The 16,281-nt window shown below is 69.2% G+C and carries 11 protein-coding genes; 3 read left to right on the top strand and 8 right to left on the bottom strand.

Annotated elements, in window-relative coordinates; translation table 11 throughout:
- Positions 1–143: 143 nt before the first annotated feature.
- Positions 144–1,910 carry a proteasome ATPase gene (gene arc / locus ABZ910_RS12440; RefSeq protein ID WP_361362558.1) on the bottom strand — a complete coding sequence of 589 codons (1,767 nt, stop codon included), beginning with the start codon at positions 1,908–1,910 and terminating at the stop codon, positions 144–146.
- A 244-nt stretch (positions 1,911–2,154) separates the two neighbouring features.
- Here arc and ABZ910_RS12435 point away from each other — a divergent pair, with 244 nt between their 5' ends.
- Entirely contained in the window at positions 2,155–2,460 is a 306-nt protein-coding gene (locus tag ABZ910_RS12435) for a ferredoxin (RefSeq protein WP_361362555.1), read from the top strand.
- A 65-nt stretch (positions 2,461–2,525) separates the two neighbouring features.
- Here ABZ910_RS12435 and ABZ910_RS12430 read toward each other — a convergent pair whose 3' ends face one another.
- The 3 genes from ABZ910_RS12430 to ABZ910_RS12420 all read right to left on the bottom strand — a co-directional run bounded on the left by ABZ910_RS12430 (position 2,526) and on the right by ABZ910_RS12420 (position 5,949).
- Complete coding sequence (locus ABZ910_RS12430) at positions 2,526–3,104, bottom strand: hypothetical protein (RefSeq protein WP_361362552.1); 579 nt, start codon at positions 3,102–3,104, stop codon at positions 2,526–2,528.
- Between the two features lie 230 nt (positions 3,105–3,334).
- Positions 3,335–4,237, bottom strand: a complete 903-nt coding sequence (locus ABZ910_RS12425) for a tRNA (adenine-N1)-methyltransferase (RefSeq protein WP_361362549.1) — start codon at positions 4,235–4,237, stop codon at positions 3,335–3,337.
- A gap of 50 nt (positions 4,238–4,287) precedes the next feature.
- On the bottom strand, positions 4,288–5,949 hold the full coding sequence (locus ABZ910_RS12420; RefSeq protein WP_361362547.1) for a site-2 protease family protein: 1,662 nt from the start codon (positions 5,947–5,949) through the stop codon (positions 4,288–4,290).
- A 172-nt stretch (positions 5,950–6,121) separates the two neighbouring features.
- On the opposite strand from ABZ910_RS12420, the gene ABZ910_RS12415 reads away from it, so the two are divergent.
- On the top strand, positions 6,122–7,039 hold the full coding sequence (locus ABZ910_RS12415; protein ID WP_361362545.1) for a RecB family exonuclease: 918 nt from the start codon (positions 6,122–6,124) through the stop codon (positions 7,037–7,039).
- Positions 7,040–7,105: 66 nt separating this feature from the next.
- Positions 7,106–7,777: a response regulator transcription factor gene (locus ABZ910_RS12410; RefSeq protein ID WP_361362542.1), complete on the top strand. Its 672-nt coding sequence runs from the start codon at positions 7,106–7,108 to the stop codon at positions 7,775–7,777.
- Positions 7,778–7,877: 100 nt separating this feature from the next.
- Here the strand turns inward: ABZ910_RS12410 and ABZ910_RS12405 are convergent, their stop codons facing one another.
- The 4 genes from ABZ910_RS12405 to metH all read right to left on the bottom strand — a co-directional run bounded on the left by ABZ910_RS12405 (position 7,878) and on the right by metH (position 16,048).
- Positions 7,878–9,464 (bottom strand): ABC transporter substrate-binding protein, encoded by a 1,587-nt coding sequence (locus ABZ910_RS12405; RefSeq protein WP_361362539.1) that lies wholly within the window; start codon positions 9,462–9,464, stop codon positions 7,878–7,880.
- A 71-nt stretch (positions 9,465–9,535) separates the two neighbouring features.
- On the bottom strand, positions 9,536–11,140 hold the full coding sequence (locus ABZ910_RS12400) for an ABC transporter substrate-binding protein (RefSeq protein ID WP_361362536.1): 1,605 nt from the start codon (positions 11,138–11,140) through the stop codon (positions 9,536–9,538).
- Between the two features lie 447 nt (positions 11,141–11,587).
- On the bottom strand, positions 11,588–12,289 hold the full coding sequence (locus ABZ910_RS12395; protein WP_361362533.1) for an HAD family phosphatase: 702 nt from the start codon (positions 12,287–12,289) through the stop codon (positions 11,588–11,590).
- Positions 12,290–12,532: 243 nt separating this feature from the next.
- Positions 12,533–16,048: a methionine synthase gene (metH, locus tag ABZ910_RS12390; RefSeq protein ID WP_361362531.1), complete on the bottom strand. Its 3,516-nt coding sequence runs from the start codon at positions 16,046–16,048 to the stop codon at positions 12,533–12,535.
- Positions 16,049–16,281 lie beyond the last annotated feature (233 nt).

Below are 16,281 nucleotides of genomic sequence, written 5' to 3'. Positions count from 1 at the left end.
CTGCGCGACTCGGCGGTACCGAAGAGCCTAGAACGCCTTTGCGCTGGTGGGGAGATCATTTGCGTCATTGCCTTGTTCCGGCGTGGCCTGAAAAACAGGCGGCTGCGGATACCCGCCGAGGGCACCCGCAGCCGCCCTGACCTTTACAGGTACTGGCCGGTGTTCGCCACCGTGTCGATGGAGCGGCCGGTGTCCGCGCCCTGCTTTCCGGTGATGAGGGTACGGATGTAGACGATCCGTTCGCCCTTCTTTCCGGAGATCCGGGCCCAGTCGTCGGGGTTGGTGGTGTTGGGAAGGTCCTCGTTCTCCTTGAACTCGTCCACGCAGGCCTGGAGGAGGTGGGAGACGCGCAGGCCCTTCTGGTTGTGTTCGAGGAATTCCTTGATCGCCATCTTCTTGGCGCGTCCGACAATGTTTTCGATCATGGCGCCGGAGTTGAAGTCCTTGAAGTAGAGGACTTCCTTGTCGCCGTTGGCGTAGGTCACTTCCAGGAAGCGGTTCTCCTCGGATTCGGCGTACATCTGCTCGACCGCGGTCTGGATCATGCCCTGGACCGTGGCGCCCTTGTCGCCGCCGTGCTCGCCGAGGTCGTCGGCGTGCAGCGGGAGGCGCTCGGTGAGGTACTTCTGGAAGATGTCCTTGGCCGCTTCGGCGTCCGGACGCTCGATCTTGATCTTCACGTCGAGCCGGCCGGGCCGCAGGATCGCGGGGTCGATCATGTCCTCGCGGTTGGAGGCGCCGATCACGACCACGTTCTGCAGACCCTCGACACCGTCGATCTCGGCGAGCAGCTGGGGGACGATGGTGTTCTCCACGTCCGAGCTGACGCCGGAGCCGCGGGTGCGGAAGAGCGACTCCATCTCGTCGAAGAAGACGATCACGGGGGTGCCTTCGCTGGCCTTCTCCCGTGCGCGCTGGAAGACGAGGCGGATCTGCCGCTCGGTCTCGCCGACGTACTTGTTGAGGAGCTCGGGGCCCTTGATGTTGAGGAAGAAGCTCTTGCCCGCGGCCTGGCCGGTGACCTCGGCGACCTTCTTGGCCAGCGAGTTGGCGACGGCCTTGGCGATGAGCGTCTTTCCGCATCCGGGAGGCCCGTACAGCAGGACGCCCTTGGGCGGCCGCAGTTCGTGCTCCTTGAAGAGGTCGGGGTAGAGGTACGGCAGCTCGACCGCGTCGCGGATGGCCTCGATCTGGTTGCCGAGGCCGCCGATCTGGTCGTAACCGATGTCGGGGACCTCTTCGAGGACGAGCTCCTCGACCTCGCTCTTGGGAACGACCTCGTAGACGTAGCCGGAGCGGGGTTCGAGCAGGAGGGCGTCGCCGGCGCGGATGGTGACGTCCAGCAGCGGCTCGGCGAGCCGTACCACCCGTTCCTCGTCGGTGTGCCCGAGCACCAGGGCGCGCTCGCCGTCCTCGAGGATCTCCTTGAGGGTCACGATGTCCCCGACGCGCTCGAACTCCATGGCCTCGACCACGTTGAGCGCTTCGTTGAGCATGACTTCCTGGCCGCGCCTGAGGTCGTCGACCTCGACGCTCGGGCTGACGTTCACCCGGAGTTTGCGGCCACCGGTGAAGATGTCGGCGGTGCCGTCCTCATTGGCCTGGAGGAAGACTCCGAAGCCTGCGGGCGGCTGGGCGAGCCGGTCGACCTCTTCCTTGAGGGCCACGATCTGGTCGCGGGCCTCGCGGAGCGTGTTGGCGAGCCGCTCGTTCTGGGCGGACACGCCGGCCAGGTTGGTCTGCAGCTCGACGATCCGCTCTTCGAGAATCCTCGTGTGCCGCGGAGAGTCGGCGAGCTTGCGGCGCAGGACGGCGATCTCCTGCTCAAGGTAGGCGATCTGCCCGGCCGGGTCTTCGGACCCCCGTCCCGGGCGGATGCCGCGGTTCATGTCGTCGTCGTGGGCTGCCACGGTCCTCACCTCCTCCAAGGGGAGCTGGACGCTTCCAGACCCTACCTGGGTGGGTGTCGATTGAAACCCCTAGATCACAAACACTGTCAAGGAGTGTCCGATCTTCACCCTTGCGCTCTCCCTCACGCCAGGCAAATACCCACCGAACAAGATTGGGAAGCCGCCGGAGGTAGGCTCGAAGCGTTCAACACCCGTCAGAGCTGGCCGGATTCCCGTACGGCTCGACGCAGAAACGGCAGGAGAGATGACCGTGCAGCAGGAGACCCGAAGCGACAACGAGCCGCTGGAGGTCTGGATCGACCAGGACCTGTGTACGGGCGACGGTATCTGCGCCCAGTACGCGCCCGAGGTGTTCGAGTTGGACATCGACGGACTGGCCTATGTGAAGGGCGCGGACGACGAGCTGCTGCAGGCCAAGGGGGCAGTTACACCGGTGCCGTTGCCGCTTCTCGCGGATGTGGTGGATTCGGCGAACGAATGCCCCGGCGACTGCATTCACGTGCGTCGGGTTTCGGACAAGGTAGAGGTGCACGGACCCGACGCGGAGTGACGCATCGGGTACGCACAGTGCACGTTGTCTGATATCTCACAGGCGGTGGGCGCCCGCTGAGGGCTTCACGTGCCGGGGCCCGGGGCGTGTGCGAAGCGGATGAACGCATGGCCGTTCCACTGCCACTTGGCTCCGGACTTCACGTCAGGGCAGCAACTCGGCACATCGGCACTGGAGTAGCCGAGCAGGGTCGCGGTGACGGCGGCGTCGTGAACGCTGAAGTCGGTGACGGTGAGCCGGTCCTTGGGGTCGACGAGGGTGGCCACGACGCGGGGTTGCCGGGTGCCGGGAACCTGGGTGAGGACGTAGACGCCGTCGGGCGGGGTGCCCATGGGAGCGTCGCAGTGGACCACCGCGACCGTTTCGGGGCGGCCGTCGCCGTCGAGATCTCCGGTGGCCTTCTTGGCCACGACGGCCTTCACCGTGCCGCAGACGATGGGGAAGTCGACGCCTGCGGTGGCGGGCGGGGTGGCCGGGGCAGTGGGCCGTGACTGCGTCGCCGCGGCGGGCTGGGCGGCCCTGGCCGAGCCGGGCTGCAGGACGGGCAAGAGCGCGACGGCGCCGGCGACAGCGGTCGCGGTGGCGACCCAGTGGATGGGTCGCGGGTGCGGGTGCGCGAGTTCCGGGACGGCGGATGGCTGCACTAGGAGTGTCTCCTGCGTGGGCTGTGCCGGGTGGGGGTGGCCAGCATGGTGCCACACGTCACAGTGCGGGGGAACGGCGGGGTCCGGGATGTGCGCAGGCGGCGGGCTCGCGGGACGTTCAGGCTTACGGACCCTGGTGCGGTGTCAACGCACGGACGCCGTGGCGGAGTTCCCGGGATCTGCCCGGAACTCCGCCACGGCGTCTGTGCGTTGGTGGTCGCGCGGTCCGCTCAGCGGCCGGCTCCGCCGTCGGCGTTGGGGCCGGCGTAGTCCTCGCCGTAGGCACCCTTGGCGGGGCGACGGCGGCGCATGGGCGGCTCGACGCCGTCGGCGAGACGGCGGGCGGTGAGCAGGAAGCCGGTGTGGCCGATCATCCGGTGGTCCGGGCGGACGGCCAGGCCCTCGATGTGCCAGTTGCGGATCATCGACTCCCAGGCGGTCGGCTCGTTGAAGCAGCCGATCTCGCGGATGGACTCGACGGTCCGGGCGAGCTGGGTGGTGGTCGCCACGTAGCAGCAGAGGATGCCGCCGGGGACGAGCGCCTTGGAGACGGCCTCCAGGCACTCCCAGGGGGCGAGCATGTCGAGGATGACGCGGTCGACGTCGGTGTCGGACAGGTTGTCCTGGAGGTCGCCGACGGTGAGCTGCCAGGCGGGGTGCGGGCCGCCGAAGTAGCGCTCCACGTTCGCCTGCGCGATCTCGGCGAAGTCCTCGCGGCGCTCGTAGGAGTGCAGCATGCCCTGGTCGCCGATGGCGCGCAGCAGGAAGCTGCTCAGCGAGCCGGAGCCGACGCCGGCCTCGACGACGCGCGCGCCGGGGAAGATGTCGGCGAAGGCGAGGATCTGCCCCGCGTCCTTGGGATAGACGACGGCTGCCCCGCGGGGCATGGACAGGACGTAGTCGGGGAGCAGGGGGCGCAGCGCGAGGTAGGCGACGTTCCCCGTGGTGCGGACAACGCTGCCCTCGGGAGCGCCGATCAGTTCGTCGTGCGGGAAGGAACCCTTGTGGGTGTGGAAGTTCTTCCCGGCTTCGAGCGTGAACGTGTAGTGGCGGCCCTTGGGGTCGGTCAGCTGAACCTGGTCCCCGACCTTGAAGGGCCCGCGCCTGCGGGCGGCACCGGTCGGTTCGGACATGTGACCAGCCTACCGGCGATTCCCGGGGGCGCCGACCACGAGGCCCGCCCCTACGAGGCGGTGGGGCGGGCCATGGCCTTGACGAAGGCGCGCTCGACGTCGGCGGCGGACAGGACGCCGTAGATCTCGCCGGTGTCCTCGACGACCAGGTACTCGGTGGCCGGAGTGGCGCGGAGGGTGTCGAGGAGGTCCTCCCCGGCCAGCTCGGCGGAGACGCACATGCCGTCGGTGAGCTCCTGGGCGAGGTCGCTCACGGCGACCCAGGGGCGGCGGTGTTCCGGTACGCCGACGATGGCGGCCTCGCGGACGAGGGCGAGGGGGCTGCCGTCGGCGTCGACGACGACCAGGGCGCGGGCTCCGGCGGCGTTGGCCCGGCGCAGCGCCTCGGACAGCGGGGTGTCCGTCTCCACCGGGACGGCGCGGCGGGTGAGGGCGCGGGCACGGAGTTCCGGAAGGTGTTCGCGCAAGCGGGCCATGCGGAGGCTGTTGCCGGCGCCGGTCCAGATGATCGCGGCCAGGATGGCGGCGAGCAGGGCGTCGGTGACGGTGTCCATACCGTTGATCTCCGCGCTGCCCGGACCGAAGGCGCCGGTCTGGTTGAGCAGGGGCAGGCCGATCAGGACGGACAGGGCGAGGGCGCGCCCGACCCAGGCGGCGGCGACGGTGCCGCTCATGGGCCTGCCGGTGATCTTCCAGACGACGGCGCGGAGCATACGGCCCCCGTCGAGCGGGAGGCCGGGCAGGAGGTTGAAGACGGCCACGATGAGGTTGGAGACCATCAGGCCTGCCAGCAGGACGCCGGGGACCGTGCCGGGCCGGACGGGCTGCATGGCGAGGTAGAAGAGACCGGCGAGGACGAGGGAGAGCAACGGCCCGACGAAGGCCAGCACGAACTCCCGTCCGGGGGTCTCGGCCTCCTTCTCGATCTCGGAGACACCGCCGAAGAACTGGAGCTGGATGCGGCGGACCGGGAGTCCGAAGCGGATGGCGGCGACGGTGTGGGCGAGCTCGTGGACCAGCACGGAGGCGTAGAAGGCGACCGCGAAGAAGAGGGACACGAGGTAGCGGGCGGCGCCGAGTTCGGGCAGTACGCGGTCCAGTTGCCCGCCGAACACCCAGGTGATCAGCGCGGCGACGATGAACCAGCTGGGCGCGACGTACACGGGCACCCCGAAGGGCCGCCCCATGAGCAGCCCGCCACGGAGCTCCCTGGGGCGGCGGGGCGGGCGCTTCTTGCCTGTGGTCCCGGACGTCCCGGAGTGGGCGAGGGAGCGGGGGGCGGAGGCAGGAGCGGACTGCGGGTCCGGGGCGCTGTGGTCGTCGGCGGTCTCGGCCGGGGGCTGCTGTACGTCGTCGGTACCTGCCGGGCGGCGGTCGGTGGCGTCCTCCGCCGGGCGGTCGTCGTCGGTCTCGGCCCGGCTGTGGTCGGTGCCGGTCTCTGCCGGGCGGTGGTCGTCGCCGTCGGCCGGGGCGAGGGCCGGCGGCCGGGGGGCTGCCGTGTCGCCGTCGGCGGGGGGCGTGCCGTCCTCGTCGGCCTTCGTCGGCTCCGTGTCGTCGAAACCGCTTGGTTCCGGGTGCCGTTGGCCGGGTGCGGGGCCGTCGTGGGGGTGCGGCCCGGGGTGTTCGGAAGCCGGGGTCGCAGGAGTTGCCGGGTGCTCGGTCGGCCTGTCGTTGCCGGGCCGCGGCTGCCCGCTCCCGCCGCTCACGTCCACGGTGTCCCCTCGATCGAAGCGTCCTCCGCGTCGGCCCGGCGGAGGGTCTGGGTCGATGGTATGCGGCAGTCGTCGCGCCTTCCGCCCCGGCACCCCCGTGTTTGCTCCGTCGTCCTGCGGGACGTGGCCCACGGGCCTTCGTTGTCAGTGGTGGGACGTAGGGTCTGTGGTCATGGACAGCAGCATCGAGGATGCGGAATCTCCGGTCACAGCGGCATCTCCCGTCACACCGGCGACCACGGCGGCCCCGGTCGTGGCAGGGCCGCCCGCGCCCATAGCGCCCTCCTCGTTGTCGCCGTCGCGGGCGAGTGACTTCATGCAGTGCCCGCTGCTGTACCGGTTCCGGGTGATCGACCGGCTGCCCGAGAAGCCGAGCGAGGCCGCGACCAGGGGGACCTTGGTGCACGCGGTGCTGGAGCGGCTCTTCGACGCGCCCGCGGCCGAGCGGACGGCTCCCCGTGCGACCTCGCTGATCCCCGGGCAGTGGGACCGGCTGCGGGAGACGAAGCCGGAGGTCGTCGAGCTGTTCGCCGACGATCCGGAGGGCGAGCGGCTCGCGCGCTGGCTCGGGGAGGCCGAGCGGCTGGTGGAGCGGTGGTTCACGCTGGAGGACCCCACCCGGCTCGAACCGGCCGAGCGCGAGATGTTCGTGGAGGCCGAGCTGGAGTCGGGGCTGCGGCTGCGCGGGATCATCGACCGGGTCGACGTCGCGCCGACGGGTGAGGTGCGGATCGTCGACTACAAGACCGGCAAGGCGCCGAGACCGGAATACGCCGAGGGCGCGCTGTTCCAGATGAAGTTCTACGCGCTGGTCGTCTGGCGGCTGAAGAAGGTGATCCCGCGGCGGCTCCAGCTCGTCTATCTCGGCAGCGGTGACGTCCTGACGTACGACCCGGTCCTCACCGACCTGGAGCGGGTCGAGCGCAAGCTGCTGGCGCTGTGGGAGGCGATCCGGCAGGCCACCGAGACGGGTGACTGGCGGCCGCGTCCGACCAAGCTGTGCGGCTGGTGCGACCACCAGGCGCACTGCCCGGAGTTCGGCGGCACGCCTCCGCCGTATCCGCTGCCGGTGCGCGCTGCCGGGGCCTGACCCCGGCAGCGAGGCGGCGTGCCCGTGCAGGGCAGAATGGGCCGCGACTAGCGAAGGGGGATTCACGTGGCCATCCGCGTCCTACTGGTCGACGACCAGCCGCTGCTGCGTACGGGGTTCCGGATGATTCTGGAGGCGGAGCAGGGCATCGCGGTCGTGGGCGAGGCCGGTGACGGTCTGCAGGCCCTCGACCAGGTGCGTGCTCTGCAGCCGGATGTGGTGCTGATGGACATCCGCATGCCGCGGATGGACGGGGTAGAGGCGACCCGGCAGATCACCGGGCCGGAGCGGGACGGCCCGGCGAAGGTGCTGGTGCTGACCACGTTCGACCTGGACGAGTACGTGGTGGAGGCGCTGCGGGCGGGGGCCAGCGGGTTTCTGCTCAAGGATGCGCCCGCCGACGAACTCGTGCAGGCGATCCGGGTGGTCGCCGCCGGTGAGGCCATGCTGGCGCCGAGCATCACACGGCGGCTGCTCGACAAGTACGCCACGCATCTGCCGTCGGGTGAGGACCCGGTGCCGGACACGCTGCACTCGCTCACCGACCGTGAGGTCGAGGTGCTGAAGCTGGTGGCACGCGGCCTGTCGAACGCCGAGATCGCCGCCGACCTGTTCGTCAGCGAGACCACCGTCAAGACGCACGTCGGGCATGTACTGACCAAGCTGGGCCTGCGGGACCGGGTGCAGGCGGCGGTGTACGCGTACGAGAGCGGACTGGTGCGCCCCGGCGCGCAGTGACGGACACGCGGCAAAGCCGCGAGGGCGCTCCCTTCCTGGAACTTCGGAGAATTTCCGGAGAAGGGGGCGCCCTCGGCGTATGTCCGGCCGTCGGGCCCGGCTAGCCCTGGCTCTTGCTGAGTTCCCAGAAGCGGAACACGGTCGAGGCGTCGAGGCAGTTCTCGAGGCCGTAGACGCCGTCGTGGGCGACCGCGTACTGCTTGGCCTGCCAGACGGGCAGGACGGGGAGTTCCTCGGCGACGATGTTCTGGAGTCTGCCGAACTCGGTCTCGGTCGCGGAGCGGTTGCTCAGGGCCGCGGTGCGCGGGATGAGCGTGCCGGTGATCGTGTTGTTGGTGTAGTGGTTGGCCAGCACGTTGCCCTTGCCGAAGAAGGGGGACGTGAAGTTGTCGGCGTCGGGGTAGTCGGGGACCCAACCCTTGACGTAGACGCCGTACTTGCCCTGGGCGATGTCCTTCTCGTACTGGTCGAAGGCGACGGACTGCACGTTCGCGTCGAACAGCCCGCTGGCGTTGAGCTGGCCCGCGATGGCCTTGAGTTCCTCGTCGGTCGCGGGGCCGTAGCGGGACGGGGTGGACCAGAGGGTGAGCTTGACCTTGCCGGTGACGCCGGCGGCGCGCAGGGCGTCGGCGGCCTTGGCGCGGGACGGGCGGGCGCCGTAGGTGTCGAAGAAGGCCGTGTTGTGGCCCGCGATACCGGCCGGGATGATCGAGTAGAGGGGCGTGGCAGTGCCCTGGTAGACGTCCTTGATGAGGGCGTCGCGGTCGATCAGGTAGGCCATCGCCTTGCGGACGCCGAGCTTTCCGGCGACGGGGTCGTCCATGTTGAAGACCAGGTGCTGGACCTCGGCACTGCTGCCCTCTATGACCTGGATGCCGCTGCCGTCGTCCTTCTGGTCTATGTCGGCGATGTCGTGCGCGGTGAGGCCGCGGTAGGCGAGGTCGACGTCGTCGTCGAGGAGTGCCTTCTTCAGGCGGTCCTGGTCGCCGTGGAACAGCTTGAGGGTGACGCCGGAGTTCTGGCGCTTGGCGGTCCCCTTGTAGGCGGGGTTGACCGAGAAGTCGGCCTTTCCGTCGCCGAAGGCGTCCAGCTTGTAGGGGCCGGAGCCGACGGCCTTGCCGTCCTTGCGCAGGCTGTTCGCGTCGTACTGCTGGTGGTCGACGATGGAGCCGGCGCCGGAGGCGAGCTTGCTGGGGAAGGTGGCGTCGGGGACCTTCAGCCGGAAGACGACGGTCTTCGCGTCCGGAGTCTCGACCTTGTCGAGCATCGGGAACATGATGGCGGGACCGGCGGGGTCGTTGATCTTCAGCATGCGGTCGAAGGAGAACTTGACGTCCTTCGAGGTGAGGGCGTCACCGTTGCTGAACTCGAGCCCGTCCTTGAGCGTGCACCGGTAGACCTTGGCCTGGCCGTCGGTGAAGGAGCACTCCCGCGCGGCCTCCGGCTGGGGTTCCGTGGCGCCGTTGGGGAAGCTCAGCAGCGTCTGGAAGACGTTGTTGAACAACAGCCAGGAGCCGGGATCGTATCCGGAGGCGGGGTCGGTGGCGAGGATGTCGTCGGACATGCCCATCACCACGTGGGAAGCATTGCTCTCGGATCCGCTGTCTTCCGTGCCGCAGCCGGTCAACAGGCCGGAGGCCAGGCCCGCCACGATCGGCAGGACTGGCCACTGGTTGCGCAAGTTCACAGCATGTGCCTTGTCGTCGTGTCTCGAGAACCGTGGCCCCCGGTCCCGGGCCCCGGGTGTACAGGAAGACGTCAGCCGCTCACACCGCGGCCGAGCTCCCACAGCTGAAGCTCCGAGGAGGAGTTGAGGGCGTACGCGACGCCCGTGATGTCGTCCCGTGCGGCGACGTACTGCTTGCCCTGCCACAGCGGCAGTACGGGAACGTCGTCGGCGACGATGTCCTGAATCTCCGTCAGGCTCCGGGCGGCGCCGAGCCGGTCGGGCTGGCGGCGCGACTCCGGGATCAGGGTGCCGCGGATCGTGTTGTTGTCGTACGGCGAGCTCAGGAAGTTGTCCTTGTCCAGGAACGGCGCAAGGTAGTTGTCGGCGTCGGGGAAGTCGGGGAACCAGCCCAGGCCGTAGACGTCGTACCGGCCCTTCTGCTCGGCGGGCCGGAAGGTGTCCCACGGCTCGCCCTTGACGCTGACGTCGAACAGGCCACTGGCGTTGAGCTGCTGCCGCAGGACGTCGAACTCCTGCTTGGTGGCGGCGCCGTAGTGGTCGGTGGTGTAGTGCAGGGTCAGCTTCACCGGGGTACTGATGCCGGCCCGGTCGAGCAGCGCCTTGGCCTTGGCGGAGTTGGGGTCGCCGTACTTGTTGAAGAACGAGTTGGAGTGGCCGGTGATGGAGGCCGGGACCAGCGAGTACAGCGGTTCGGCCTGGGAGCCGTAGACCTTGGAGACGAGCGCGCCGCGGTCGATGACCTGGGCCATCGCCTGGCGTACGGCCTTGTTCCGGACGGTGGGCGCGTCGGTGTTGAAGGCCAGGTAGCGGATTTCGAGGCCGGGCATCTCGACCAGGTCGACGTTCTTGTCGGAACCGGTGTCGAGCGTCTTGATCTGCGCCGGCGTCATGGTGCGCAGCATGACACCGATGTCGCCCTTGTCGAGGGCGGAGCCCATCGTCCGGGCGTTCGTGAAGGTGCGCATCTGGACCTTGTCGTTGCCGACCTTCAGACTCCCCTTGTAGTGGGGGTTCTTGGCGAAGGTGGCGGTGACGATGTCGTTGTTCGCGATGTCGTTCCGGACGGTGTACGGCCCGGAGCCGTCCACCTCGAAGCCGTCGCGCAGCTTGCCCTTCGCGTATTTCTTGGGCTCGACGATGCCGGCGACCGTGCTGCACAGCTTGTACGGGAAGGTGGCGTCGGCGGTCTTGAGGTGGAAGATCACCTCGTTGTCGCCCTGGGTCTCGACGGTGTCGATGCTGGACAGCAGGGCGCTCACACCGCTGTCGGCGTTGATGCGCAGGGCCCGCTCGATCGAGTACTTGACGTCCTGGGCGGTGATGGGGTCGCCGTCGGAGAATTCCAGGCCGTCGCGGAGCCGGCAGGCGTAGCGCTCGTTGCCGCTGTCGGTGAAGCCGCAGCTCTCGGCGGCCTCGGGCACCGGGTCGCCGTCGCCCTTGGGCTGGATCATCAGGGTCTGTACGGTCTGACGCAGGATATTCGTGGGGCCGACGTCGTAGGCGTAGGCCGGATCGAGCGGCGCCGGGGCATCCTTGGTGGCGGTGAACCGGTCCGTGGTGCCGACGACGATCGCGCCGTCGCTCTTGCTCCCGCTGTCGGATCCGCCGCACGCGGCGAGGACAGGCGCGAGCAGGCCGGCCATGGCCGGCAGCACCAAAGTCTTGCGGTTCATGCTCGGGTTTCTCCAGGACTGTGCGATCCGTGTATCCGGCATGCAAGGGTGTCGCGGCGGATCACGGGGTGGGGCGAAGTTCTCTCCGCTGAGATTAGTCCGCGCCCGCATGAGCGTTCACAGTCGCCGGAGTTGAGGCGTCATCACGCAGTGAAACCGGTCGCGGACACACCGAAAACCGGACAGCGGCATGAATGGCGCACCGTTCCATCAATCAGGACACAAGGGCACCTTGATTCCATCCGGCCAGGGATGACCTGCATACCCCACCCCCGCCGTCGACCCCTCATGAAGTGGTGAACGTCACACTTTCAACTCGGTTGACCGCTACCGGAATTCGGCCAGACGGCTCGATCCGAATTACGCCGGTGTACATGAACGGGCTTTTGTCCAATCGCCTTCGCACTCCCCCAAGCCCTTCGAGCAGGGGGTACCCCCAGTGAACGGCTAGCGCATTTCCGTCATCAAACCGCGCAGAAATGCCAGGTTCACCTCTTCCAGGGAGGTGACGACGGTGCGCCGGTCGGCCGGGGCGATGGGCGCCACGGACGGCACGGCGACCACCTGGCAGCCGGCCGCCTCCGCGGCCTCGACGCCGGTCGCGGTGTCCTCGACGACGGCGCATCTGGCCGGGTCCACACCGAGACCGGCGGCGGCGAGCAGATACGGGTCCGGATACGGCTTGGTGCGCGAGACCTCGTCACCGGCGATGGACAGGGCGAAGTACTGGGGACCCAGGGAGGCCAGCACACGGTCGATGATGCGGCGGTGGGATGCGGAGACCAGCGCGGTGGGGATCTCGTGCTCGCTGAGCTCGGCGAGCAGCCGGGCGGCGCCCGGCATCAGCGGCAGGGTGCGTCCGATGCGGTCCTCGAAGCCCTGGTTCAGCAGGTCGGCGAGCTCGGCGAGGGCGATCTCGGCGCCGGTGGCCTCGATGAGGAAGCCCGCGCTGCGGGTCATGGGACCGCCGACCACGACGTGCCGCCAGGACTCGTCGAGGACGTGACCGAGGCTCCCGAAGACCTCGACCTCCACCTCCCACCAGAAGCCCTCCGTGTCCACCAGTGTCCCGTCCATGTCGAGGAGCACGGCCTGCAGGGCCGACCCTTCCGACGTACGGGTTCCGAGCGCGGGGACCGTGCTGGTCATCCTGGCGCACCTCCTTGAGGGACGATCAGGCCGGCTCCCATGCGGGAACCGGCCTGCGGTGGATCGACCAGTCTACGACTCCGTCGAACGAAACGCCTGGTTTACCACTCCGGCGCGGGGGTACCACGGGAAACACCCCCCGGATGGCCGGGGAGCGACAGGTCATGCCCGGGACGGCTCACGGCCCGGCGCGATCTTCCCCGGGGAGGTCGGCGGGCGACCTCCCCGGAGACCCCGGAAGGCTCAGCGGGCGTTGAAGTACTTGGCCTCCGGGTGGTGGATCACGATCGCGTCCGTGGACTGTTCGGGGTGGAGCTGGAACTCCTCCGACAGGTGGACGCCGATGCGCTCCGGCTCGAGGAGTTCGGCGACCTTGGCGCGGTCCTCCAGGTTGGGGCAGGCGCCGTAGCCGAGGGAGAAGCGCGCGCCCCGGTACTTCAGGGCGAACATGTCCTCGATGCCGGCCGGGTCGTCGCCGGCGAAGCCCAGCTCCGAACGGACGCGGGCGTGCCAGTACTCGGCGAGCGCCTCCGCCAACTGCACGGACAGACCGTGCAGTTCGAGGTAGTCGCGGTAGGAGTTGGACGCGAAGAGCTTGGCGGTCTCCTCGCCGATCCGCGAACCGACGGTGACGACCTGCAGGCCGACCACGTCCGTCTCCCCCGACTCCTCGGGCCGGAAGAAGTCGGCCAGGCACAGGCGTCGGCCGCGGCGCTGGCGCGGGAAGGTGAAGCGGGTGCGCTCGTTGCCGCGTTCGTCCAGGATGATCAGGTCGTCGTCCTTGGACACACAGGGGAAGTAGCCGTAGACCACGGCCGCTTCGAGGAGGTTGTCCGTCTGGAGCCGGTCCAGCAGGCCGCGCAGGCGCGGGCGTCCGTCCGTCTCGACCAGTTCCTCGTACGTCGGCCCCTCGCCGCTGCGGGCCTGCTTCAGTCCCCACTGGCCCTTGAACAGGGCGCCCTCGTCCAGCCAGTTCGCGTAGTCCTTGAGCGGGATGCCCTTGATGACACGGGTGTCCCAGAACGGCGGCGCGGGAACGCGGTTGTCGGTGGCGACGTCGGAACGGACGTGGCCCTCCTCCGGACGCTCGTCGATCTCGACGGCGGGGGTCTGCCGCGTCCGGCGCTGCCTGAGCTCCGGCAGCGCCGCCCCGGGCACGCCCCGCTTGACCCCGATCAGCGCGTCCATCAGGCGCAGGCCCTCGAACGCGTCGCGGGCGTAGCGGACTTCGCCCTCGTAGAGCTCGTGCAGGTCCTGCTCGACGTACGCTCGGGTCAGTGCGGCGCCGCCGAGGATGACGGGGTAAGTCGCCGCCAGGCCGCGCTGGTTGAGCTCCTCCAGGTTCTCCTTCATGATCACCGTGGACTTCACCAGGAGCCCGGACATGCCGATGACGTCGGCCCGGTGCTCCTCCGCCGCTTCCAGGATCGCGGAGACCGGCTGCTTGATGCCGAGGTTGACCACGTTGTAGCCGTTGTTGGACAGGATGATGTCGACGAGGTTCTTGCCGATGTCGTGGACGTCGCCGCGCACGGTCGCGAGCACGATGGTGCCCTTGCCCTCGGCGTCCGACTTCTCCATGTGCGGTTCGAGGTAGGCGACGGCGGCCTTCATGACCTCGGCGGACTGGAGCACGAACGGCAGCTGCATCTGGCCGGAGCCGAACAGCTCGCCGACGACCTTCATGCCGTCCAGGAGCGTCGCGTTGACGATGTCGAGGGCGGGCCGGGTCTCCAGCGCCGCGTCGAGGTCGGCCTCCAGGCCGTTGCGTTCGCCGTCGATGATGCGCCGCTTGAGGCGCTCCTCCAGCGGCAGCGCGGCCAACTCCTCGGCCCTGCCCGCCTTCAGGGACTTGGCGGTGGCGCCCTCGAAGAGCTGCATGAGCTTCTGGAGGGGGTCGTAGCCCTCGGCGCGGCGGTCGTAGATCAGGTCGAGTGCGGTCCGCACCTGCTCCTCGTCGAAGCGGGCGATCGGCAGGATCTTCGACGCGTGCACGATGGCCGAGTCCAGGCCCGCCTTCACGCACTCGTCGAGGAAGACGGAGTTGAGCAGGATGCGGGCGGCCGGGTTGAGGCCGAAGGAGATGTTGGACAGACCGAGGGTGGTCTGCACCTCCGGGTGGCGCTTCTTCAGCTCGCGGATCGCCTCGATGGTGGCGATGCCGTCCTTTCGGGACTCCTCCTGACCGGTGCAGATGGTGAAGGTCAGGCAGTCGACGAGGATGTCCGACTCGTGGATGCCCCAGTTCCCGGTGAGGTCGGCGATCAGCCGCTGGGCGATCTCGACCTTCTTCTCGGGGGTTCGGGCCTGGCCCTCCTCGTCGATGGTCAGCGCGATCAGGGCGGCGCCGTGCTCCTGGGCGAGCGCGGTGACCTTGGCGAAGCGGGAGTCGGGTCCGTCGCCGTCCTCGTAGTTGACGGAGTTGATGACGGCGCGGCCGCCGAGCTTCTGCAGTCCGGCACGCAGGACGTCGACCTCGGTGGAGTCGAGGACGATCGGCAGCGTGGAGGCGGTGGCGAAGCGGCCGGCCAGCTCCTCCATGTCGGCGACGCCGTCGCGGCCCACGTAGTCGACGCAGAGGTCGAGCATGTGCGCGCCCTCGCGGATCTGCTCGCGGGCCATCTCCACGCAATCGTCCCAGCGGGCGTCCAGCATGGCCTCGCGGAACTTCTTGGAGCCGTTGGCGTTGGTGCGCTCGCCGATGGCCAGGTAGGCGGTGTCCTGGCGGAAGGGCACCGACTGGTAGAGGGAGGCCGCACCGGGCTCGGGCCGGGGGCTGCGCTCGGTCGGGGTGAGGTCCCGGACGCGCTCGACGACCTGGCGCAGGTGCTCGGGGGTGGTGCCGCAGCAGCCGCCGATGAGCGAGAGGCCGTAGTCGCGTACGAAGTTCTCCTGGGCGTCGGCCAGGCCCTCGGCGTCGAGCGGGAAGTGCGCGCCGTCCTTGGTGAGGACCGGCAGGCCCGCGTTCGGCATGCACAGCAGCGGGATGCGCGAGTGCCGGGTGAGGTAGCGCAGGTGCTCGCTCATCTCGGCGGGGCCGGTGGAGCAGTTCAGGCCGATCATGTCGATGCCGAGCGGCTCCAGCGCGGTCAGCGCGGCGCCGATCTCGGAGCCGAGCAGCATGGTGCCGGTGGTCTCGAAGGCCATCGAGCAGAGCAGGGGCACCTCGGTGCCGGTGGCCTCCATGGCGCGCCGGGCGCCGAGGACGGAGGCCTTGGTCTGGAGCAGGTCCTGGGTGGTCTCGACGATCAGCGCGTCGGCGCCGCCCGCGAGCAGGCCCTCGGCGTTGGCCTGGAAGCCGTCGCGGATGGTGGTGTACGGCACGTGGCCGAGCGTGGGCAGCTTGGTGCCGGGGCCGATCGAGCCCAGCACCCAGCGCTGGCGGCCGTCGCCCGTGGTGAACTCGTCGGCCACCTCGCGGGCGATGCGAGCGCCGGCCTCGGACAGTTCATGGACGCGGTCGGCGATGTCGTACTCCGCCATGGCCGCGTGGTTGGCACCGAAGGTGTTGGTCTCGACACAGTCGACGCCCACGGCGAAGTACGCCTCGTGGACGGAGCGGACGATGTCGGGGCGGGTGAGGTTGAGGATCTCGTTGCAGCCCTCGAGCTGCTGGAAGTCCTCGAGGGTCGGTTCCTGATCCTGGAGCATGGTGCCCATCGCTCCGTCGGCGACCACCACACGCGTGGCGAGCGCCTCTCGGAGCGCGGACGCACGGGTCCGGCTGTCGGCGGAAGGGGTCGGCGGCAACGAGGCCATGAAGGGCTCCCTTGGATGCGACGGCTGTCGGCTTTGCGCCTTCCGGGCAGGTCCGGGGAAGGCGCACGGCGTCAGCGTAACCGGGAGTCGGCTGGGATGGGCAAGCGCGTCCACGACGCGGACTGGCGTGGCGGACATGGCGTGCGCGGGCCGCGGGTGCCGTCGGCGGGTGTCGGCCTCCTATTAGCGGGAGGTCAGCATGGGCCGGTAGTGTTCGGCATTGCCGAACAGTG

Origin of the sequence: Streptomyces sp. NPDC046805 (assembly GCF_040645355.1) — a bacterium.
Classification (GTDB): Bacteria; Actinomycetota; Actinomycetes; order Streptomycetales; family Streptomycetaceae; genus Streptomyces.
Note: the sequence above shows the minus strand (reverse complement) of the source record. Positions and strands in the feature narration are given on the sequence as shown.